The organism is Pristimantibacillus sp. PTI5 (genome assembly GCF_048572955.1).
In the GTDB taxonomy this organism is placed as follows: domain Bacteria; phylum Bacillota; class Bacilli; order Paenibacillales; family Paenibacillaceae; genus Pristimantibacillus.
Genome location: NZ_CP183886.1, coordinates 4,466,560 through 4,486,550, shown reverse-complemented (window position 1 = coordinate 4,486,550; position 19,991 = coordinate 4,466,560). Strand labels below are relative to the sequence as shown.

Here is a 19,991-nt window from a genome sequence, read left to right as displayed (position 1 = left end):
TTAACCCCCTCTTTATTTTACCAATGCTCCGCGCTTCATTTTTCATCCTTTTGTCCCTCGCGTCTAAACCAGCCGCTTCGAACAAAGAGAAAGTAAAAGATAATCGGCATAGGCACTTGTATTAAACCCCATAACCCCCACAGCCACGGCATGCTTTCCCGTTTGCGCGCGTCTATAAATAACCAGGTCGACTGTGCCATTAAGACAATAACGAGCAAAATCCAAAACCAAATCGGCAGTACCTTCAGCTCTTCCATCCGCGCACCTTCCTTAAGCCGAACGTCAAGCTGGCATAACCAATTCCGGTTGCCGCAACAACGGCTTGAAGAATAGCAAACCAAACCCAATTGCGGTCAATCATCCAAACCATGATGGCGAAAATAAAGCAAGCGGCAGCCCACAGGAGCATCAGCTCCTTGAGCAGCTTTTTCTTCGTTTCCTGCTTATGACTATCCACAAACGCCTCGAACTGCTGCAGCTCAGGAACATCCGGCCCATGCGAAGCATCAAACCGGGTTAATGCATTCTTGAACTGATCGTTGAACCATTGCTGATCGTCAATTTCCTCTTTAGGCTTCTTCATGCTCCGTCAGCTCCTTCCGCAATTGTTTTAACCCATTGTGCAGCCTGGATTTTACTGTTCCGACCGGAATATCCAGCATCAAAGAAATTTCCTCCTGCGCATAACCGTAATAATATTTGAGCAGTACCGGAATTCGAATATCGCTGTTCAACTGGCCTAGCGCTTGCAGCGCTTCAGTCCATTCTTCTCCGCGCTGCAAGGTATCGTAACGAATAGACCTAAGCGATTGCTCCTCTTTCAGCCAATGCCGCTCCAGCTCGCTCCGGCGAATCCGGTCAATAATGATTCTTGAGGCTATCGTAATGAGCCAAGTCGTAAATTTAGCTTTCCCGCGAAATGTCGCTATTTTCTCAATCGCTTTCAGCATTGTCTCCTGCGTAACATCCTCCGCGCGGCTTTTGTTCATCGTTACTTTGAGCACGTATTGATATAAAAAAGAATAATGCTGCCGCAGCAGCTCAGAGAGCGCACGCGTGTCTCCCCGAACTGCTTGCTTAATCAGCTTCGTCTCGTCTTGCACGAGCGCTGGACCTCCCTTGCCGAATTCGGTTATACAGCTTAGACGGATATCGGCTTGAATTCGTTCATTCCATTTCAAAAATATTTACACGATAAAAAACTGCGGAAGCGGAAAGCTCTTCTGCAGCTTATGAAAGGTATTCGTTATTCTTTTATTTGACTGCGGCTGTACCATCGCCAGACAGGCTCTACGTCCGCGCGGTCAAGACATTTCACTTTGTATTCGAAGGGACTCCCCATCACATGGACCGATAAGGTTAACAGCTGCTTGCGCTGCTGTCCAATGGAGCGTTTCGCCCTCATCGTTACCATTTGCGGACGCCGAACCAAATAAGTGGATCTCGTTAAGAAACGATTGCGAAGCGTGAGCTGGCCATCCTCCAAGTTGACGCCAGCCGCGAGAAAGCAGCTTCTTCTCCACCAAATGACAATCGGTACGAGCAGCAGCGACCATAATCCGCCTTCCTTAAGAAAAAAAATAGAGGCTGCACATAACAGCAGCACCATTACAAGCTCGACTCTAACATAATAAAGCAGCGCGCGCTTAGGGGCCCCTGTCAAGATTTTCGCCGGGGAATGCTTCACCTGCGGCACGAAATCGCCAAGCACCTTCTGTATATCGGAACGCTTCAAGAAGGGATGCAGCATTAGCTGCTCCATCTTGTCAGAAGATACGATTTGAAGCTGAATCTCAGCATAACCAAAAGCCTGACGAAGCAATCCTTCTTTAACGATGACAGCCTGCACCTTTTTGGGGTCAAACACAAAAGACTTCTTTTCGAGCAGCCCGTAAGAAACGGAAATCTGCCTGCCGTCTCTTTTGACAGTAAAACCGCTGTATTTAAACACATACAACAGCATGGAGAGGAGCCAAGCAAAGCCTATTCCTGCAATCACGATAACTATAATAATGAAATAGCTTGGCATCAAGTTTGTAGAGTCCTCTACAACCGTTTCGAAAAAATGATCCGGCAGCAGCTGATTGAAAATATCATTGCCAAAGGAGTACAATCCCCCCATAAAAGCCGCAACGAGCCCGAAATTCATAGAGGTTGCGGCTGCCTGAAGCAGCTGTCCCGCATGAAGCGTAAATGCGGGTTTACGCGAGACCTCTTCGTCCTTAGGCTCCGTCGCGAGCCGTTTATGGTTTATGCTCACAACCAGGGGAGCATCGGCTTCTTGATTTGGTATTCCTATGGCGGCGGTATCTGTTTGGCTTTCCGGCTGGGCTGCCGTCGAGGCTTGTTTTTTGAGCATATGTTGAATGGCATTCGCTTCCTTAAGCGACAGCGCCGGCAGAATACCGTCCGCCTTCTTGTTGCCGCCCGGCGTCTCGATCTTCACCTGCGCCACTTTGAGAATCCTCTGAATAAGAGGCTGCTCTACGTTAACCGAATGGATACGGGTATAATAAATCGTCTTCTCATCCCTAAATAGCCAGCCTTTGCGAATAATGATCCGATCGCTCTCCAGCCAAAACCCGAAACGCTTCCATTCGATATAACTGAAAGCAAGGATGACTAAGGAAAGAGCGGCAGCGCCTGCATACCAGTACCAATCCAGCCCCGTGAAGTCTGTTCCTTTCAATAGTCCGATTAAGATAAACGGAATAAAGCCTCGTATCGTATTTAGCAGGCCAAACAATATATAAATGGGATGCAGCGTACGTCGATTATTCATCTTGATCATCCACCTTAGCCAAAACGCCGATTTGGCGTTTGAGCTGCTGCGCCTCCCCAAGCTTAAGCCCGTTGATCCGATGCGTAGTTGCGGCCGTTACGATGGAAACGCTGGCTAAGTCATATTTGCGCATAAGCGGCCCGCTTTCGAGCTCGACATGCTGTACGCGCACCATCGGAACGAGCACGTTGCTCAGAAAGATCACGCCGGATTGGATTTCCAGCTCTTCGTCAAACAGCTCGTATTGAAAACGCGAATACTTCAATTGGGGGATGATCCAGGTAAACAGGACAAGCGAAACAATAAATAAGGACAATGCAATCCATCCGGGAATCAGCGTCCAATCCCAAATGATCGCACAGGTGAAATAAGCGATAATCACTACAAGAAAAATACCGTTCGTAATAAGCTCGCTAATACGGTAAACCGTAATATAATCGCGATGAAGCCTCCTTGTTAAATCCCGATCCATGGATGAATCTCCTCCTCTTATTTACGGCAGCACAATAAGCTCTGCCTTGGAACGAGTAAGCGCTCTTGGCCCCTGCTCTGTAATGAGATAGCTGTTCTCAATCCCCACCACGCCCTGACCGGGAAACGTGAATTTCGGTTCAACCGCAAGAACCATTCCCGGCTCCAGCGGCATTTGAAAGCCCTTGGCAAGCACCGGCCATTCATCAATCTCCAGCCCGATGCCATGTCCCAGAAATTTCGCCTGATCCGCGCCAAAGCCCATAAAATGGTCGGACAGATTAGCTGCCGCGCAGCATTCAAGAGCCGCCTCGTAAAGCTTTGAGCAGGGCGTGCCGGGAACCAGCAGCTTCTCGGCCATAACCATCAGCGATTCCGATACCCCGTAGGCATGCTGGAGCACTGCCGGCAGCGTTCCAATAACCGCCGTACGGGTCTGATCGATTACATAACCGTCCACGCAGCAGCCAATATCGATCAGTATCGGCTCGTTCCGCTTAATAACCGACCGGCTTACGCTCGTAGACGACGCCGCACCAAGGCCAAGCCCGCCCGCTGGGCCGTCAAAATACGACGGGACAGCCGCAGCCGCTCCCGAGATGACCATACCGGTCGTAATCTCTTGATTGTAGCCGCGCAGGCGCATTACGCCGATGTGGCCGCGTATACGAAGCTCGTATTCCACGCGTGCCATCCATTCCAGCTCGCTGATTCCTTCCCTCAGCACATTCAGCCCCGAGCTGAGCGCTTCCGCGACAACTTCTGCGGCCGCTTCGATCCGGCTTACTTCCCAAGGCGATTTGATCATTCGTATTTTACGTATGTGGGTTGACCCGTCCACGATTTCGCAGCGCGCGGAGGAGCCCAACAGTTCCGAAAGCTTTAAGTAAAGCTGTGCCGGCAGCACATCCAGATCCGCCGCTATTCGAAGCCCTGATCCTTTACCAAACAAATACGCGTAATCCTGGGCCAGCGTTTCCCCAATTCGCCGAAAAGCACCGAGCTCCGTTACCTGAACAGCGGTCTCCAGCTTGGCACGCTGAACACTGCGCCGAACGTAAAAGGTAGCGTCGCCGGTGCTTGGAACAAACAAATATCCATTTTGCATCGATCCGCAAAAATAATAAAGATCTACATTCTGAGTAAGAAGAAACGCATCCAAGCCCTCCGCTTGCATAACGGCCTGCAAACGTCCCATTCGCTGATTTATGAGCTCAGCCGGAACATCAGCATCAATATCCATCACGTTGACAATCAACTCCTATACCAAGCGTAAACGGCTGATGCCGTACTTGGCGGCAACAGCTCGTTTCGCGGTGAAATATAAACAACGTATAAGGTTGAATTTTATAATTTCTTATATTTTAAAACCCTCCCCTTATTACACCAATTTTCCAAAATTTCGTCAACCCGTGACGAGCTCTGCCGCCCCCTTAATATTCCATTCTATGGGTTCGAGCACCTGAAAGGCGCGCGGATAAACCATATGAACGATCATCACGACTCCCGGCTGTTTTAATGTAACCTCATAATCATAAGCCTCATTCCGGTACGTGTAAGGAAAGGTTTCGTCTGCATTTACAATCTTAAACAGGACCAGCTCAACCTGCTGCTTCAAAAAAGATCCCGGCAGCGGCGCGCCGCTTTCATCCAGCTGCAAATTCTCCTGTAAATACAAAGCTGCCGCCGCAGCGGCCTTATCGGGTGCAAGGGATATTAAACCTTCCCCGAGCGCAGCCGTATCAAGCTGCTGTGCCGCCGCATGCGCAGCCCGGTTAACGGCATGCTTGCCTTGAAATAAGGTTTTCATGGCGAGCTCTTCCTCTACCTGCAGCAGATGAATCGAGAGCCAGACCGACATCATAACGACGATAAGCAGCAGCTTGTACAAAGATACACCCGCTTCCTCCGTTTATGGCACATATTCGCTCATTTTCATGCCAAACGCCCGCATGCGCTCACTCGGCAGGGGAGGCGTCAAACCTATTAAGCGGTCAATTTCAAATAAATCCTCGTACGGGTAGCTCATCGCAAGCGATATTCCCGTCCCTCGCAGCAGCGGCGCATTGGGATCCGACGCCGCAAGTCCGCTCGTCGCAGCCAGCTCGAAGCTGATATCGTCTGGCCGCATTCCAAAGCGGGCCAAGCGCTGCCTTGACTGCTCCTGCATCTCCTCACTGATATAGCCATAGGTTCCGCTCGCCCCAACTTCCAGAAGATAATCGACCTCCTGCTGCAAAACCGCTTGCCTGACAATTAGGACATGCTTATAGATCGGAGAGAACATGAGCCAGCACAATAGGGCCGCAAACAGGACAAAAATCAATATTTGCTTCACGGGCTCATGCTCCTGATATGAGTGCTCACCGAGCTGCCGGCGCCATCCATTTGCTTCTTCATTCCTGTGTCGCCTTCGGCAACGGCTTGGTAGCAAATGAGCACCGTCACAAGCAGCAGCATTGAGATTAGTATTCCTCGCAAAATAAACACCTCCGCTAGCTTTGGCCAATATAGCTCAGAGTGATTACGGAAGCATCTGGCTGATCCGTGTGTTTGCCGATGTTCCTTGCGACTCGATTTGGCTGCTTGTTCCGGTCGCATCCTGGGCGATAATCGTGTTGAATAAGACGATTACGACTACAAGCATCATAACGGTCATTAAAATATTACGCATGCCTCCACCTCCTTCCGCAAAAAATGATTTCAATTAAGAGATTGGAACAGCTTCTGGCCTTCTCTTACCCAGGGATAAATAAATATTTGGAAGGTATACAAAATCGGTATGCCCGCGATAACGAATAAAATATAAGAGGCGGATTCCTTGCGGCTTTCTTTGGCCAGGTCGATTTTCTCCTTATAATCTTCGATCCTTACGCGAAGCAGCTCATAATATTGCGGACTCTCATGCAACCGTAGGGCATCGAGCGTTTCGACAAAGCTCATGCCCTCTTCCGTACCTAAACGCTGCTTAAAGCGCTGGAGAGCGCCTGCCGCATCATGATACCACTCCGCCAATAGCCGCTCTAGGTCGAGGCGTATCGCCCGCGTGAATGGGATGCAGCGAAGCAGCTTCGCGTGGACATGCAGCGAGGAATCCGATAAGTAAAGCAGCTGCTTGCTGATGACAAAGATTTCTTTGGTCACCTGCAATGCGCGCATTTTACGAATCGAGCGCAGCCATGCCAAGTCCATATAAATCAACAGCATAATCAAAAGCAAGGCGGGACCGGCATACGAGATCGGAATATACGGGTTTAGCCGCTCATGCCATACCGCAACGATCATAACCAACACGCCGCTTACACAAAAAAGCACTCTTCTTGCGAAAACATACCAAGCTGCATCCGCCGTTATTCCGCAGCCGGCAAGCAGGAGCTCTCTTTCCATAAAGGAGGCCTGCTGTCTTGAGAGAAAGGCCAGCCGCAGCCATTTATCCGGCACCTGCCTCGTGCGCCAACCGGTTACGTAAGTCAGATGCTTCCATCTGGCAGGACGCTCGGGCCAAAGCTGCAGCAGCGCATAAATCGCAGCCATACCGAATAGGTACTGGCCAACTAAAAAAACAAAACTAAACATTCCCTCTGTCCACGCCGGCATATAAGGCCTCCTTTCACATTTTTTTGCGAGACAGCCATAGTCCCATAAGGAATGACGCGAAAATCAAAACTGCCGCATTGAGCAGCATATCCCGGCCCATTGGATCAATGACATAATAATAGTAAGCGTTATCCTTGTTGTATCGCAGATTGATTCCAATAAATAAAGCGAGGAATAAAAGCGGAGAGAAATTCGCTACGCGTATTTCCAACAGACGATTGCGTTCCTGCTCATTCGCGCGTCTAGCTTTACGCATATCGGTAAGAAGCTCCTTTAAGCTATCCGATACGGATACTCCCTCCACAAGAGCCACCCGTAAAATATGAACAAAATAATCCGCCCATAAATGACCGAGCGATGCAGCAAGCAGTCTGAGGCTCGCTTCATCATCGCCGCGCACGGACAAATTGCGATACAGCTGTTCGAATACGGATTGCATCGGACCGAGCAATCTCCGCTCCTCGACCGTGCGCTGCAGCGCTACCCGCACTTGCCGCTCGCCCGTTACGAGGTAGCATTGATAAAAAAGCTCCACCGCAGGCAAAAAATCCATTTGCGTCTGCATCCGGCGGTGTACCAGCAGCGTCCTTAGAACCGTGTAGGGCAATGCGCCCAGCAATGCGCCAAACAACAAGGTCCCTTTGATGCTTTGAAAGAAAATACCGCCGCCGGCGATGCCCGCAAGCAGCAGCAAACCGGATATACACGCGAAGGAAGCCGGCGTTATTTGCAAGCGCAGCGTTTCCAGCAAATCCGACAAATGCCGGTGCAGCCATACAAAACGCTTAAAGCGCTCTGCTACACGTATACGCAAGCTGCCATTCGTCCGATACGCAAGCTTGCTGACGAGCTGCTGTTCCCTCGACCAAAGCAGCAGCAGATTAAAGATGGCGATATATAGGAAGCAAAATATTAGCCCTGCCAGCGCTGCGGTAGACAGTTCATTCATGGCGGCTGCCTCCGGCCGCAAGCCTGCTGACTGCCGCCTCGGAAGGCGGCGCCGGGAACAGCCAGTTGTCCGTCGCCTCGTCGAACCGCACCCAGTCCCTCACATGCGCTTGTCCATCCTCCCAGCACAGCTCTCCAATGCGGCTAATGACTCGTCGTCCTCGCAAATGGCTCATTTCAATGCCGACCTCCGTCACATATTGCGTGATGCGTTTGGCCAGCCGTTCGGCATTCATGCCTCTGCCGTCAAGCATGCACATATCCGTGATGGCCTCCGGTACATCCTCCAGCCGATTCGCGTGCACGGTTGTCATGCTCCCGGAATGTCCCCGCGTACAAGCACGAACGTATATGTTCGCATCCAAATCGCGTATCTCGGCATGAATGATACGCTGGGGCGATTGCCTTAGCGCGAGCTTGAAGGCCTGGTCCGAACGGTGATAGCTATCCTCTTCATCCGTCATGTATTCCACCACGTTTTTGCTTGGAAAATCACGCCCGAGCATCATCTCGAACCGCCCCTCGATCGTGATGATCCGCTCTTCGTCGGGGAGCTCCGCAATCAGCGCCTTCATCAGATTGGTTTTGCCCGAATTTGTCGGGCCGATGATGACAACATTAAACCGTGCAGCCAATATCGCTTTGAGCAAGACTTGTATTTGCTCGTTCAACGTTCTATATGCCGGGCTGCCCAGCGTCTCCAGGCTGAAGCTGCGCACGGTATAGAAGCGAATCGTCAAGGTCGGGCTTGCCGTGAAGCCAAAGCCTGTCATCGTTACGCGAGATCCATCCCGCAGCATGACTTCTGCCCATCGCTTCCGCGGATTAATGCGGTCATTATTGTACAAAACCAAATTTTGCTGAATGCGCTCAACCTCACGGATACTGTCAAAGCGGTAAGGCGAAGACGTCGTAACGCCATTTTTCACGATAAAGATTTGGACGCCCACAACCTGTATCTCCTCCAAGCCGTCCTTATCCGCAAGCACTAATTCCAGTACATTTAGTCCTATAACCTCCGCGAACAAGGCTTCTGCTAAGGTTTGAAACGGATGCCGCACATTTGCTGTACCGTGGATACGCAGCCTAATCAACCGATCCGTAATGACGGCCAGCACCTGCTCCCGCTCCTGCGAATACCCAAGCACCGCGCGATTGAGCGTCTCGCTATACTGCCTGCGGTCTTCTTCACCCAATCCATGCGGGGCGCTTAAATAGGATCGGATGTCATCCGCAAGGCTCGCGAATTCCCCTTGCGCATCTGCTGCTAAGTAAGGTGAAGCCGGTTCATGATCAAGCTTCTCCCGCTCCGATTGCATTTGAGCAGCAAATTCAGAGGGTGAAAACCGATTTGGCTGCGCGGTCACGAGCCTGTACCATTGCCATTGCGATGGGTAAGAAGCTTGCGATACCAAGGCTGCACAGCTACGGATGTCGCCATGCTTCGAATGCCATGCCGGCGCATGATCGCATTCGCAGGTTCTTTCATCGCTTTCCTGCCCTCCAGATCCGTTTTCAGCCACTCTGCATACATCCCGTTATCCAATTGGCTAAAGACCGGCTCGCTTAATTGCAGCTGACCGAGTGCCGAGGTTCCAAGCTCTTTACAAATATGCTTCATCTGATAACCTCCATTTTTCCATGGTCCATTAATGATGACTGTATCGTACAGCTCGGGAGCAATCCCGAATAATGGCGAAACCTGGCCAATCCAGCGTTTTCCATCTTCTTGAAAATGGGACAAAGCCGGCGTGGTAACGAGAATGCGCGTGCCAGCCCTTCGAATCGAGCATATCGTAGCCGCGTTATCCCAATATGCGCCCACATCGATGACTACAAACGCGAAGGTCTGTTCAGCGACCGTTAGCAAATGATCCGCTTCTTCCGGCGTAAAATACTCGGCTTGGTCTCTCAGCAGATTGCCAAACAGCACCTGCACATTCGGTTGGCTCGGAACGGTGTACGCGGCTCTGCGCAGCTTGTCCGGCGTCAGCGTATAAGACCGAAGCTCGGGACGCAGCTTGTCGAGCGTAACAAGCGGCTCGCCAACGCCGATATAGCGGTGAATCTTCGCGCTCTTGAGGTTAAGGCATAAATAACCGATCGGTTTGCCGCTTGCTTCTCCTATCCGGCAGGCTGCAGCAAACGCCGCTGCCGTCGTTCCAATATTAGGGGTTGTGCCAATAAAAACAGCATGTGGCGCTAAGGCCTCATTCACCGCCCTTCCCCCTCTTCGCCCATCTTCAGATCAAGCGATTCCGGGCTATATGCAACAACCAGCTTCGAAGAGCCGCTTTTACACAAGCCGTCCAGCAGGAGCCATTGTGCCTCCGTTAGATTTAAATTCAAATATTCAATCATGCCGTTAGCCTCGCGCCTGGATGCGTACATCTGCTCTTTGTTTCCCTCGGCCCGCGAGAACAAGTTCGGGTTCTCGAGATTATCGATTTCGACGTTACCCGATGATTTCACCGAGGCTACGGTTACCGCTTCCGTGAAGAGCCGCTCAGAGGGCGACCCTTCTCCCGAAACAAAAAGCTGTACCTTATCCCCTGCCCTGATGCCGTTTGAAATGGAACGGATATACTCCTTCGGAATTTGAAAGGTTGATTCCGAACGTCTGGGCTGCAAATAAAAATCGTCGACCTTCCATATCAAAAGCGGCTCCCCTTTGCCCAGAGGTATAACCGTTTCTTTTCCTGCAGCCTGTTCCAGCTTGACGACCATATCCGGGACGAATGCGGTTTGCGGAACCATTTTATACTCAAGATCACTTTCCTTCAGCCGCTCTCCCGCCCCAATAAAGCGCTTCGGCACAAGTACCGCTACCGTTTCCTCGTTCTCGATCTGGATACGCTGAAGCTCGTACATGCCGTAAACTAAGCTTGCGGAAAGCACTGCGGCTGTCAGGCTGATGATGGCATTTCTTCTCTTCTTCATCGTCACTCCTCTCTGAGCATAAAAAAAAGAACGCACCAGCAGCCATCTAAGGCGTACTGCGTGCGTTCTTCGCATAATAGTGCTCATATATAGGTTTGCAAAAGTAATTGAGTTCATAATAGCAATACAAATTTCATTTGTCTATCATTATTTTACCAATTTCATCAATTTCCTGTAAAATGCAACAAAAAAAGGCATTCAGCAGAAGGCCGCCCTTCAATTGCTAAATAGCCTTCACCCGTTAAAAATCAATTAAGCCTACGCTGATTAATAAAGCATCATCAACCTTACGCATCGTTTCATCATCCAAATGCGTAATTTTGTCCGTTAATCTTTGCTTATCGATGGTCCGAATCTGCTCGAGAAGCACAACGGAGTCCCGGTCAAAGCCATGTGCAGCTGCATCCATTTCAACATGGGTGGGCAGCTTCGCCTTCTGGATTTGAGCCGTTATCGCAGCAACGATGACCGTAGGGCTGAACCGGTTCCCAATATCATTTTGAATGACCAGCACGGGGCGAACTCCGCCCTGCTCCGATCCGACGACAGGCGATAAATCCGCAAAAAAAACATCACCACGTTTTACAATCAACCTCTACACCCCGCTAACGAGACGGCCTAACGTATGATCTGCTTCTTCCTCCGCTTGAAAAGCTTCCGAGGCCATGTTCAGGTTTATTTTCGCCATTTCCATATACCCGCGCTGCATGGATTCTCGGATTTGACGTTTTTTGCGCTCCACCAAATACAGTTTCATGGCTTGCCGAATAAATTCGCTGCGGTTGGAGTTTTCCTTGGCTACAATCCCGTCAACCTCCTCCAGCAAATGATCTGGCAGGCTAATCATGATTCTTTTGGTATTTTGTACATTGGCCACCGAACTCGCACCCCCAAAACTTTTCCATAACCTTAATACTCATTATGACAATATATTGCCGTCGCTATACTTCAACATATCTATGATAGCCGTATATCAAATATGCTGTATGTTTTCATGTATAGCCTTTATTGATGATCTGCCTTACTACATTCGTGGTATTTGGCGAAAATCCTCTTCATTTACGAAAAATTGTAAAATGAAACAATTACCAATTCAAATGATGTCTAAGCTATGGGGTTTTGAATGGCTGTAACTCGGCCGTTGTTAATATAAATACGAGGTACACGTGCAGCAAGCATACAGGTTACTTCATAGTTTATCGTGCCAAGCTGGTCTGCCACTTCTTCCACCGTTATAACCGAATCGCCTTGGCGCCCGATAAGCACAACCTCTTCGCCCGGCTCAACGGCCATCGCTGTATCCGAAGCCGCAGCATCAAGCGCAATCATGCATTGATCCATACATATCGTACCGAGTATAGGAAGCTTCACGCCGCGTATTAACCCCTGGGCTTTGCCCGTCAGCATACGGCTGTACCCGTCTGCATAGCCTATTGGCAGCGTTCCGATACGTTCTTCCCCTTTCGAGAAATAACGCGTACCGTAGCTGATTCCCCAGCCTGCAGGCACTGTTTTCACCATGACGACTTCCGTCTTAAGCGTCATCACCGGCTCGAGCGTTATGCGCTGCCGATTCACCTCATCGGACGGATATAAGCCGTACATGCTGACACCAAGACGCAGCATGCCTCCCGCCCATTGCGGCGTGTCGATCCCGGCAGCGCTGTTCGCTGCATGAATGATGGGAATTGGCCAGCCTTGCTGCTCGATATGTTCTGCCACTTCACGGAATCTGTCGTATTGCAGCATCGTATAGTTCTTGTCGGCCTCATCTGCGCGCGCATAATGCGTAAACAAACCTTCAACTTCAAGCTGAGGCACCTGCATGGCTTTCTGGATAAAGGACAGGACCGCATCCTTACCGATCACGCCTAACCGGCCCATGCCGGAATCCATTTTAATGTGTACTTTTAATTTGCGGCCGCTGCTGTCAGGCGGCAGCTTTGCAGCCGCTTCGATAATATCATCGCGAAAGAGACTTATCGTAACATCATGGCTCCTTGCGACAGACAAAGCATCCGCCGCCACGAATCCTAGCACAAGAATCGGGGTTTGGATGCCTGCCGAGCGCAATTGCAATGCTTCGTCCAGAAAAGCAACGCCTAAATAGTCTACGCCAAAGCGTTCCGCTTCCCGCGCGACCTCAACCGCGCCATGTCCGTAAGCATTCGCTTTTACGGAAGCCATGAGCCTGCAATCCTGAGGAATTGCGTTACGAAAAGCCTGTAAATTATGTCTTAATGCATCTAGTGACAATTCAACCCTTGTCGGGCGGTAATACGAATCCAAGCCGTTCACCTTCTCCTTTACTGGCAGCCACAACAGTCCGAGCAGCAAACATCAATAGGAATAATGTTAAACCCTGCCGCTGAGACTGTCAATGAAACGAACCCCGAAAATGGCTAGTACGTCTTGGAAAATCGTCAGTTTATCCTATTTATTTCCCGATTTCTCCCTGTACCGACTGCGCCACCTTAATCATTTCGGATTCAGGAAGATTAGCGCTGGTGAGACGGAATTGATGGCCCTCATAAGTCCAAACCAGCGTCTGCTGCTCATCGCCGCTTAGCTGACCCATCGTGAAACCGAGATCCACCATCATGCCTGGAACGATGGAAGCGGCTTGGTCTTTTGGCTCTGTTTGAATAAGCGTGTAGCTGTAATCGCCTGAATAACGAAGCATCAGGCCAGGGTTGCCGCCAAACACGATGTCAACAAGCTCCGGCTCGTTAACGCCGTCTGGCAGGTACGACGGTTTCATTGCGGTAAAATCAGCAGTCTCATCCGGTTTAGCCCCGGTCGCTGCATCATCGCCCTCATTATCAGCTGCATTCCCACTGTTGTCCGTTTGATCGTCACCATCGACAGCGCTGTTATTATCCGTTTTATTTCCGCTATTATCCGCATTGTTACCGTCAGCCGCGCTATCCGCATTGGAATCCGCGTTCGCTTCCGCGTCAGTGTTATTTCCTGCATCTGCATTAGTACCTGCATTAGCATCTGCATTATTTGCCGCGTTGTCTGCTGTACCGTTCGTGCTGCCTTCATCCGGCTCTGTCATGGTTGGTTCTTCTGTAGATTGACTGGAAGGCGTTGCTTTCATATTCGCTTCCGTCTCGAACACGGCTTTGTCGAATTTCGGTCCAAAATCAAATGTATCGAATTTGACCTCGACCATTACGGCTGCATTCGTATCGCTGACTTCTACCTGAACCGGCTTGTAGTCCGATTTATTGAGCCAAATTTTTTGGCGGGCAAGCGAACCGTTATTATAGTTAGCCATGACATCGAATACGTAGTTGTCTTCGTCGATCACAAACTGCCGGGAATTATCAACGAGAATGCTTTGGATAAGCGTTTGGTACAAGTACACTTGGCCTTGGTTTTGCGGCCAATCGCTTTGGAAGCGGAAAACTTTATTCAGCTTCGGTGTGAGAACGAATACGCCGTCGTCATTGCGAAGCACGATTTGTGTAATATCCTTCTCTTCATTCGTCAGCTTGATCCGATAGTATTGCGGCTTTTGATAAGATACTTCTACTTTATACTCGAGTGGCTGCTGCCCCGTCCGCAGCGTCATCGTACCGCTTCCTTGATAGCTCTCCATACTGTTTACTACTTTGTCGAGCTCCTTAACCACGGACTCGGCGTCCTTCGTTCCGCAAGCTGCTAGTACTAATGAAAAACATAATAATATTGCCGCGGTCCATGTCATGCGACGCATGTAATCATCCCCTCTGCACATTGTTTTTTACTGGCTGATAACATGTCTATGAGGGGACTTGACCAATTATGCGGACTAGTTGCAGCTTGGCTACAAAACAAGTTCATACCGGAGGTTAATACAACTGAAAAATCGCGCCCGTGTCGCGCTTTTCTACTAATAATTCTCTATTAAGCTTGATTCCCGCTTCCCTTCCCCGCCGTTTGTCGCACTAAGGCCCGCCTTAAGCCTAGTTTCCAAAACAGACCACGGACCGTTACGCACTCCTCATACACATACTAAAATAAGGACATAGATGAGCAGAACGAAAGGATGATAAAAATGAAAAAATTATTTCGATCAACTACGGACAACAAGCTAACCGGTCTCTGCGGAGGTATTGGACAATGGCTTGGCATCGATTCTACTATCATAAGAATGCTGGTCGTCATTGCCGCATTTTTCAGCTTCGGAGCCGTCATATTGGCTTATTTCATTGCCACGCTGTTTGTACCAAAAGCGACGGGCAATGATTTCAGGTACGTCAACCACTACTAAACCTTCACGGCAGTAGTCGATAGTTAAGCTGGAGAACTATAGATACTTATACTAAAAACAATTTGAGGAGAGATGACAGAATGGGAATTTTACAGCGTGTTGTCAGCATGACGAAAGCCGCGACGAATGAGATGCTGGACAAGATAGAAAATCCGGTGACCATGCTTAATCAATATCTGAGAGATCTGGAAGAGGAAATTGCCAGCACTGAACGTGAAGCTGTACGGCAGCAGGCACAGGGTCGTATAATGCAGGCGAAGCTCGCCGAGCTGAAAGAGCAAGCGAATGACTACGAGAAAAAAGCAGAGCAAGCGGCGGTCGAGGGACGAGAGCCTGAAGCCCGTACAGCGCTTGAGGCAAAGCTGCTTTATTTGGACCAAGCGGAAGAGACGCTGGGACTGCTGAAGCTCGCGGAGCAAGCTGCCATTGAGCTAGGGCTGCGTGCTGAGGCCCTGAAGGAAGAAAAAACGCGTCTTCAAGCAAAACGTACGGAGCTAATCGCCCGTATGGAGCAGACATCCAAGGCATCCGGAAATTCAGCGGCACCTTGGCATGAAGGCTCCGCCTCTAGAGGCTTTGACCGGATTGAACAGAAGCTAATGGAACGCGAAGCCCAGCTTGAGCTTGCCAAAGGACGGTACGGTTCAGATCCAAGCGTGCAAGGCCATGATCAGCAGCAGGAACTGCGAAATTCGCGGGTCGATGATGAGCTGAAGCGGCTTCTGCAAAAAAAGACTGGCAGCAGCTAGCCTTTATTTCAAAATAAAAAAGGGGCTTTCCCATGGGAAAGCCCCAGGCTGTCGAGAAAGTCTCGACAGTCTTCTTTTTGTTTAATTAATTTAACACGACACCGCGTTAATACAGTATAATTATAGTAATTAAAACGAACGGATGGTGTCGTGATGCTGCGTACTAATCGAGATAAGCAACAAAATTACGAATTGGTTTCCATTGAGGAGCTAGTGCCCTCTGATCATATGCTTCGCAAGATCGATAAGCACATCGATTTCACCTTTATCGATGAGAAGGTTCGCCATCTTTATTCGCAGGATAACGGTCGTCCAGCTATTGACCCGCTTGTTCTCTTCAAAATGATCTTTCTAGGCTATTTCTATGGCATACGTTCCGAACGCCAACTTGAACGTGAAGTTCAGACTAATTTGGCTTATCGTTGGTTTTTAGGACTTGGGCTAACCGATCGCGTTCCAGACCACACCACGATCAGTTGGAATCGTCGTACGCGTTTTAAGGATACCTCTGTCTTCCAGGACATCTTTGATGAGATCGTGCTGCAAGCCATCTCTCACCGTATGATTGGCGGCCGTGTGTTGGTATCCGACTCCACGCACGTGAAAGCGAATGCGAATAAAAACAAATATACAAAAGAGCAGGTTCAGCAGAACACAAGGGATTATTTGGATGAACTGAACTCGGCAATTGAAACCGACCGTAAAGCGCAAGGAAAAAAGCTCTAAAACCACGAGAGGAGGTGAACGAAGACAAGGAAGTGAAGGTCAGTACAACAGACCCGGACAGCGGATATATGTTTCGGGAAGGCAAGCCGGAAGGCTTCTTTTATCTGGACCATCGTACCGTCGATGTGAAGTGCAACCTCATTACTGATGTTTTCGTAACCGCAGGAAATGTTCACGATTCCGTGCCGTACCTCTCTCGATTAGATCGTCAGCGTAAACGTTTTGGTTTTGCAGTTGAAGCAGTCGCACTTGATTCTGGTTATATGACGACCCCGATTTGCAAGGGACTTGAAGACCGCAACATTTATGGTGTTATTGCGCACCGCAGATTTCAACCGACACAAGGGTTATATCCCAAATGGAAATTTACATATGATGCCGAACGGAACTTGTATATTTGTCCCCAGCAACAAAAATTGCCTTACCGAACGACAGACCGACACGGATACCGACACTATGCTTCGGATCCGAAGATCTGTGCAGCATGTCCCATGCTAGAAAAGTGTACGCGCTCACGTAACAAGCGTAAGATCGTCACCCGGCACATCTGGGAGGACAGTAAAGAGCAAGTACGATTAAACCGCTTAAGCAAGTCGGGCAAAAGATTGTACCGAAAACGAAAAGAAACGATTGAGCGAAGCTTCGCGGATGCTAAACAGCTCCACGGGTTTCGCTATTGCCGGTTGCGCGGGTTAAACAACGTAATGGAACAAGCGTTGATGACCGCCGCCGTGCAGAACATGAAGAAGATCGCCCTCCACTTGGAACGGAGGGCGTGAGAGGTTTAAACCCTCTGTTTCTCACGAAAAGAGAAGATAAAAAACAAAAGAGAAACCCGTCGTTTTGAAAAAACGTGGGTTTCTCTACAAGCTGGGGCTTTCCCATGGGAAAGCCCTTTTCTTTCTGCTTGCTAAGCCTCTTCCATCCTAAGCTTCGCAAGCAGCGGCTGAAGCTCGGGATTGGCGGGCGGCTCCTTTAAATCAAGGCTTCGCAGCACGTCCACGGCGATGCGCAATACGGCATAATTGCGGTACCACCTGTTGTCGGAGGGTACTGCATACCAGGGCGCAGCCTTGCTGCATTTCTCGAACAGCTCCTCGTAAAGCTCGCTATACTGATTCCAAGCTTTCCGTTCCTTCAGGTCGGAAGGATCGAATTTCCAGTTTTTGCTCGTGTCCTCGATCCGGCTGATAAGCTTCTCGAGCTGAAACTCCTTCGAAATATGCAGGAAGATTTTGACCACCTTAACGCCGCTGTCCGCCAGCATCCTCTCAAAATGGTTGATATGCTTAAACCGCTTCTTCGCCTGCTCGTCAGTCACCTTGCCATGGACTCTTGTAATAAGCACTTCCTCATAATAGGAACGGTTAAAGACCGCGATCTGTCCCAGGGCGGGTACAGCCCGGTGAGCTCTCCACAAAAAATCATGCAGTGCCTCCTCCTCCGACGGTGTCTTGAAGCTGTGGGCGGATATACCCTGCGGATGAAGTCCGGCAAACACTTTTTTGATGACTCCGTCCTTTCCGCTGCAATCCATCCCCTGAAAAATAAACAAAACCGCATGCTCTTTACTCGCAACGAGCATCTCCTGCAGCGCTTCCAGCTCCTGCTCAAGCCCCTTTATTTCCTGCAAGACCTCTTCCTTATTGTGAAAGCGTCCAGTATCTTTTGGATCAATAGCTGACAAAGATACCTTTTTCTGCTCAGGCAGTTCGTAGCTTTTAGACATATCCTCACGCCCTTCCCATGTCTATTTACTTATTTGTATCCCTGACGCTCCTCGTCTAAACAAATAGCCCACGGCTATTTTGGCGCACCAAAGCGAGAAGCCGCAAAACAAGGCCGCCCATACGAAAGCCGGTGCGAATGTGGACTGGCTCAGGCTGGCTGCATCACCGGCTGAAGCAGGGTCAGTAACAGCAAGGAATAGCAAAATAAATGGACTAATGATAGATTCCACCAAGCAAATAAAAGCGATGAGTAAATAATATCCGCTTCGCAGCCAGCCTGGCGCGGCAAAATAAATAACGGCCGTTAATGCCGTAAAGCCGGCGCTCCATGCCATACCGTAGTTGTTCCGTACAAAAAGCGCGAGCGCCGCCGCTGCAGCAACCGCAATACAAGCTAAACCGAAGCTCCCTTTCCCTCGCGCATGGAGATAGAAAAGCAGCAGCGCGAACAATGCGGAGCCCATATACCCGGCAAGCGCAATCGGAATCAGCATCCAGTTATCCGTATAGGAGGTATAGGTCACTCCGCTTTGGTCCGCGTACAAATAAATATGCATGACGCTGCCTTTAAGCAGCAAGGCTACGACTGCATGGGCAAGCTCATGGACCAATGTATTCACATTTTGAAAAAATGCCGAAAAAGGGATGAACCGCGTCAGAAAGGTCGTGACCATAATAATAAGCGCCATTCTTAGCCAAGAAAACATACTTTAGCCTCCAATCTCTTGTCACCATTGTACTCCTTCATACGCGGTAAAAAGATTTATTTTTCAAAAGCTGCTTAATTGGGTAAGAATAAACAATAATCGCGAAGAGGAGAGATACGATGGGACATTATATTGAGGTTGAGAGAAAAGTTAAACTCTACGTTGAGGATATCGGCTCCGGCATCCCAGTCATCTTCCTGCATGGCTGGCCGCTGAACAGCCGAATGTTTGAATATCAGTTCACGCTTCTATCGGAGCAAGGATACCGCTGCATCGGCATTGACCAGCGCGGCTTTGGCAAATCCAGCGCTCCGGCAAGCGGCTATGACTATGACCGGCTTGCCGATGACGTGAAGGCGGTCATCGATTATTTTAGGCTGGAGCATGCCTTTCTTGTCGGTTTCTCCGTAGGCGGCGCCATAGCCGTCCGTTACATGGCGCGCCATGGCGGATACGGCATCCAGAAGCTTGCGCTGCTCGGCGCAGCCGCCCCTTCCTTCACGCAGCGGGACGATTACGCGCTTGGGATGAAGCAGGAGGAAGCCGATAAGCAAATCGCCGCCGTCAAGAAAGACCGTCCGAAGATGCTGCGCGGCTTTGGCGAGCTTTTTCTCGCGAATACCGCTCAGCATCCGATATCCGAGCCATTTAAGGATTGGCTTCAGCTTCTAGGCCTAGAAGCGTCTGCCTGGGGGACCGTCCGTACGTTCGAATCGCTGCGCGATGAAGATCTCCGAGCAGATTTACTGCAAATTAAAGCGAAAACGACGATTTTCCATGGCATGCTCGACAAGATCTGTCCGCCGGAATTCGCGAAGGAGATGCTGAACAGCATCGACGGCTCGACTCTCGTTACGTTTGAGCAAAGCGGCCATGGCATGCTTTATGATGAGCCGGTTAGATTTAATGAAGAGCTGCTGGAGTTTTTGAAGTAAACAAGCGCAAAGGGCTGACGCCATCTTCTGTGGCGAAAATGGTTATATAAGCAAATAAAGAGGAGCCGGTTTATTCGGCTCCTCAGCTTGTAGAGAAACCCACGTTTTTTCAAAACGACGGGTTTCTCTTTTGTTTTTTATCTTC

General features: G+C 49.8%; 25 protein-coding genes. 4 read left to right on the top strand and 21 right to left on the bottom strand.

Annotated features, from left to right (window positions below):
* Positions 1-35 precede the first annotated feature (35 nt).
* The 19 genes from ACN6MW_RS19945 to ACN6MW_RS19855 form a co-directional block, all read right to left on the bottom strand.
* Positions 36-257, bottom strand: a complete 222-nt coding sequence (locus tag ACN6MW_RS19945) for a sigmaY antisigma factor component (protein ID WP_419871764.1) — start codon at positions 255-257, stop codon at positions 36-38.
* Positions 245-583, bottom strand: a complete 339-nt coding sequence (locus ACN6MW_RS19940) for a DUF5345 family protein (RefSeq protein WP_419871763.1) — start codon at positions 581-583, stop codon at positions 245-247. Before ACN6MW_RS19940 ends, ACN6MW_RS19945 begins: the two co-directional genes overlap by 13 nt.
* Positions 570-1,103 carry an RNA polymerase sigma factor SigY gene (sigY, locus tag ACN6MW_RS19935; protein WP_419871762.1) on the bottom strand — a complete coding sequence of 178 codons (534 nt, stop codon included), beginning with the start codon at positions 1,101-1,103 and terminating at the stop codon, positions 570-572. The genes ACN6MW_RS19940 and sigY overlap by 14 nt, the downstream gene beginning before the upstream one ends.
* Positions 1,104-1,246: 143 nt before the next feature.
* The gene (locus ACN6MW_RS19930; RefSeq protein WP_419871761.1) at positions 1,247-2,782 is read right to left on the bottom strand and encodes a PH domain-containing protein; all 1,536 of its coding nucleotides are present in this window, start codon (positions 2,780-2,782) and stop codon (positions 1,247-1,249) included.
* Positions 2,775-3,254 (bottom strand): PH domain-containing protein, encoded by a 480-nt coding sequence (locus ACN6MW_RS19925; protein ID WP_419871760.1) that lies wholly within the window; start codon positions 3,252-3,254, stop codon positions 2,775-2,777. Before ACN6MW_RS19925 ends, ACN6MW_RS19930 begins: the two co-directional genes overlap by 8 nt.
* Before the next feature lie 21 nt (positions 3,255-3,275).
* The gene (locus tag ACN6MW_RS19920; RefSeq protein WP_419876398.1) at positions 3,276-4,496 is read right to left on the bottom strand and encodes a M24 family metallopeptidase; all 1,221 of its coding nucleotides are present in this window, start codon (positions 4,494-4,496) and stop codon (positions 3,276-3,278) included.
* A gap of 162 nt (positions 4,497-4,658) precedes the next feature.
* A complete protein-coding gene (locus tag ACN6MW_RS19915) occupies positions 4,659-5,144 on the bottom strand; it encodes a hypothetical protein (protein ID WP_419871759.1) in 486 nt (161 codons plus the stop codon).
* A gap of 21 nt (positions 5,145-5,165) precedes the next feature.
* On the bottom strand, positions 5,166-5,591 hold the full coding sequence (locus ACN6MW_RS19910) for a hypothetical protein (protein WP_419871758.1): 426 nt from the start codon (positions 5,589-5,591) through the stop codon (positions 5,166-5,168).
* On the bottom strand, positions 5,588-5,734 hold the full coding sequence (locus ACN6MW_RS19905) for a hypothetical protein (protein ID WP_419871757.1): 147 nt from the start codon (positions 5,732-5,734) through the stop codon (positions 5,588-5,590). Before ACN6MW_RS19905 ends, ACN6MW_RS19910 begins: the two co-directional genes overlap by 4 nt.
* A 43-nt stretch (positions 5,735-5,777) precedes the next feature.
* Positions 5,778-5,927: a hypothetical protein gene (locus ACN6MW_RS19900; protein WP_364153724.1), complete on the bottom strand. Its 150-nt coding sequence runs from the start codon at positions 5,925-5,927 to the stop codon at positions 5,778-5,780.
* Positions 5,928-5,956: 29 nt separating this feature from the next.
* The gene (locus ACN6MW_RS19895; RefSeq protein ID WP_419871756.1) at positions 5,957-6,850 is read right to left on the bottom strand and encodes a hypothetical protein; all 894 of its coding nucleotides are present in this window, start codon (positions 6,848-6,850) and stop codon (positions 5,957-5,959) included.
* Between the two features lie 13 nt (positions 6,851-6,863).
* The gene (locus ACN6MW_RS19890) at positions 6,864-7,799 is read right to left on the bottom strand and encodes a type II secretion system F family protein (RefSeq protein ID WP_419871755.1); all 936 of its coding nucleotides are present in this window, start codon (positions 7,797-7,799) and stop codon (positions 6,864-6,866) included.
* The gene (locus tag ACN6MW_RS19885; RefSeq protein WP_419876397.1) at positions 7,792-9,117 is read right to left on the bottom strand and encodes an ATPase, T2SS/T4P/T4SS family; all 1,326 of its coding nucleotides are present in this window, start codon (positions 9,115-9,117) and stop codon (positions 7,792-7,794) included. The genes ACN6MW_RS19890 and ACN6MW_RS19885 overlap by 8 nt, the downstream gene beginning before the upstream one ends.
* Positions 9,118-9,161: 44 nt before the next feature.
* Complete coding sequence (locus ACN6MW_RS19880) at positions 9,162-10,016, bottom strand: hypothetical protein (protein WP_419871754.1); 855 nt, start codon at positions 10,014-10,016, stop codon at positions 9,162-9,164.
* On the bottom strand, positions 10,013-10,738 hold the full coding sequence (locus tag ACN6MW_RS19875; protein ID WP_419871753.1) for an SAF domain-containing protein: 726 nt from the start codon (positions 10,736-10,738) through the stop codon (positions 10,013-10,015). The genes ACN6MW_RS19880 and ACN6MW_RS19875 overlap by 4 nt, the downstream gene beginning before the upstream one ends.
* Positions 10,739-10,979: 241 nt before the next feature.
* Positions 10,980-11,330, bottom strand: coding sequence for a type II toxin-antitoxin system PemK/MazF family toxin (locus ACN6MW_RS19870; RefSeq protein WP_028609438.1), 351 nt, complete (start codon positions 11,328-11,330; stop codon positions 10,980-10,982).
* Between the two features lie 3 nt (positions 11,331-11,333).
* A complete protein-coding gene (locus ACN6MW_RS19865; RefSeq protein ID WP_028609437.1) occupies positions 11,334-11,615 on the bottom strand; it encodes a CopG family ribbon-helix-helix protein in 282 nt (93 codons plus the stop codon).
* A gap of 227 nt (positions 11,616-11,842) precedes the next feature.
* Positions 11,843-13,027: an alanine racemase gene (gene alr, locus ACN6MW_RS19860; RefSeq protein ID WP_419871752.1), complete on the bottom strand. Its 1,185-nt coding sequence runs from the start codon at positions 13,025-13,027 to the stop codon at positions 11,843-11,845.
* 148 nt (positions 13,028-13,175) lie between these two features.
* Positions 13,176-14,462 carry a DUF4367 domain-containing protein gene (locus ACN6MW_RS19855; protein WP_419871751.1) on the bottom strand — a complete coding sequence of 429 codons (1,287 nt, stop codon included), beginning with the start codon at positions 14,460-14,462 and terminating at the stop codon, positions 13,176-13,178.
* A gap of 321 nt (positions 14,463-14,783) precedes the next feature.
* On the opposite strand from ACN6MW_RS19855, the gene ACN6MW_RS19850 reads away from it, so the two are divergent.
* The 3 genes from ACN6MW_RS19850 to ACN6MW_RS19840 all read left to right on the top strand — a co-directional run bounded on the left by ACN6MW_RS19850 (position 14,784) and on the right by ACN6MW_RS19840 (position 17,253).
* Positions 14,784-14,999, top strand: a complete 216-nt coding sequence (locus tag ACN6MW_RS19850; protein WP_419871750.1) for a PspC domain-containing protein — start codon at positions 14,784-14,786, stop codon at positions 14,997-14,999.
* Positions 15,000-15,079: 80 nt separating this feature from the next.
* The gene (locus ACN6MW_RS19845) at positions 15,080-15,748 is read left to right on the top strand and encodes a PspA/IM30 family protein (protein WP_419871749.1); all 669 of its coding nucleotides are present in this window, start codon (positions 15,080-15,082) and stop codon (positions 15,746-15,748) included.
* A 153-nt stretch (positions 15,749-15,901) separates the two neighbouring features.
* A protein-coding gene (locus ACN6MW_RS19840) for an IS1182 family transposase (protein ID WP_419871355.1) occupies positions 15,902-17,253 on the top strand; the annotation gives its coding sequence in 2 pieces (ribosomal slippage) (positions 15,902-16,469 and positions 16,469-17,253; 1,353 coding nt in all).
* A 131-nt stretch (positions 17,254-17,384) separates the two neighbouring features.
* On the opposite strand, the gene ACN6MW_RS19835 is transcribed toward ACN6MW_RS19840, so the two are convergent.
* On the bottom strand, positions 17,385-18,203 hold the full coding sequence (locus ACN6MW_RS19835; protein ID WP_419871748.1) for a PPK2 family polyphosphate kinase: 819 nt from the start codon (positions 18,201-18,203) through the stop codon (positions 17,385-17,387).
* 21 nt (positions 18,204-18,224) lie between these two features.
* Positions 18,225-18,911 carry a M50 family metallopeptidase gene (locus ACN6MW_RS19830; protein WP_419871747.1) on the bottom strand — a complete coding sequence of 229 codons (687 nt, stop codon included), beginning with the start codon at positions 18,909-18,911 and terminating at the stop codon, positions 18,225-18,227.
* Positions 18,912-19,030: 119 nt separating this feature from the next.
* Here ACN6MW_RS19830 and ACN6MW_RS19825 point away from each other — a divergent pair, with 119 nt between their 5' ends.
* Entirely contained in the window at positions 19,031-19,846 is an 816-nt protein-coding gene (locus tag ACN6MW_RS19825) for an alpha/beta fold hydrolase (protein ID WP_419871746.1), read from the top strand.
* Positions 19,847-19,991: the final 145 nt, after the last annotated feature.

What these genes read in the sequence shown, in the direction of transcription:
- ACN6MW_RS19940 (WP_419871763.1), bottom strand. Translation starts at nt 583, where the DNA reads ATGAAGAAGCCTAAAGAGGAAATTGACGATCAGCAATGGTTCAACGAT.
- ACN6MW_RS19890 (WP_419871755.1), bottom strand. Translation starts at nt 7,799, where the DNA reads ATGAATGAACTGTCTACCGCAGCGCTGGCAGGGCTAATATTTTGCTTC.
- ACN6MW_RS19925 (WP_419871760.1), bottom strand. Translation starts at nt 3,254, where the DNA reads ATGGATCGGGATTTAACAAGGAGGCTTCATCGCGATTATATTACGGTT.
- ACN6MW_RS19900 (WP_364153724.1), bottom strand. Translation starts at nt 5,927, where the DNA reads ATGCGTAATATTTTAATGACCGTTATGATGCTTGTAGTCGTAATCGTC.
- ACN6MW_RS19850 (WP_419871750.1), top strand. Translation starts at nt 14,784, where the DNA reads ATGAAAAAATTATTTCGATCAACTACGGACAACAAGCTAACCGGTCTC.
- ACN6MW_RS19855 (WP_419871751.1), bottom strand. Translation starts at nt 14,462, where the DNA reads ATGCGTCGCATGACATGGACCGCGGCAATATTATTATGTTTTTCATTA.
- ACN6MW_RS19945 (WP_419871764.1), bottom strand. Translation starts at nt 257, where the DNA reads ATGGAAGAGCTGAAGGTACTGCCGATTTGGTTTTGGATTTTGCTCGTT.
- ACN6MW_RS19830 (WP_419871747.1), bottom strand. Translation starts at nt 18,911, where the DNA reads ATGTTTTCTTGGCTAAGAATGGCGCTTATTATTATGGTCACGACCTTT.
- ACN6MW_RS19895 (WP_419871756.1), bottom strand. Translation starts at nt 6,850, where the DNA reads ATGCCGGCGTGGACAGAGGGAATGTTTAGTTTTGTTTTTTTAGTTGGC.
- ACN6MW_RS19845 (WP_419871749.1), top strand. Translation starts at nt 15,080, where the DNA reads ATGGGAATTTTACAGCGTGTTGTCAGCATGACGAAAGCCGCGACGAAT.
- ACN6MW_RS19835 (WP_419871748.1), bottom strand. Translation starts at nt 18,203, where the DNA reads ATGTCTAAAAGCTACGAACTGCCTGAGCAGAAAAAGGTATCTTTGTCA.
- ACN6MW_RS19885 (WP_419876397.1), bottom strand. Translation starts at nt 9,117, where the DNA reads ATGCAATCGGAGCGGGAGAAGCTTGATCATGAACCGGCTTCACCTTAC.
- ACN6MW_RS19930 (WP_419871761.1), bottom strand. Translation starts at nt 2,782, where the DNA reads ATGAATAATCGACGTACGCTGCATCCCATTTATATATTGTTTGGCCTG.
- ACN6MW_RS19825 (WP_419871746.1), top strand. Translation starts at nt 19,031, where the DNA reads ATGGGACATTATATTGAGGTTGAGAGAAAAGTTAAACTCTACGTTGAG.
- ACN6MW_RS19920 (WP_419876398.1), bottom strand. Translation starts at nt 4,496, where the DNA reads ATGGATATTGATGCTGATGTTCCGGCTGAGCTCATAAATCAGCGAATG.
- ACN6MW_RS19875 (WP_419871753.1), bottom strand. Translation starts at nt 10,738, where the DNA reads ATGAAGAAGAGAAGAAATGCCATCATCAGCCTGACAGCCGCAGTGCTT.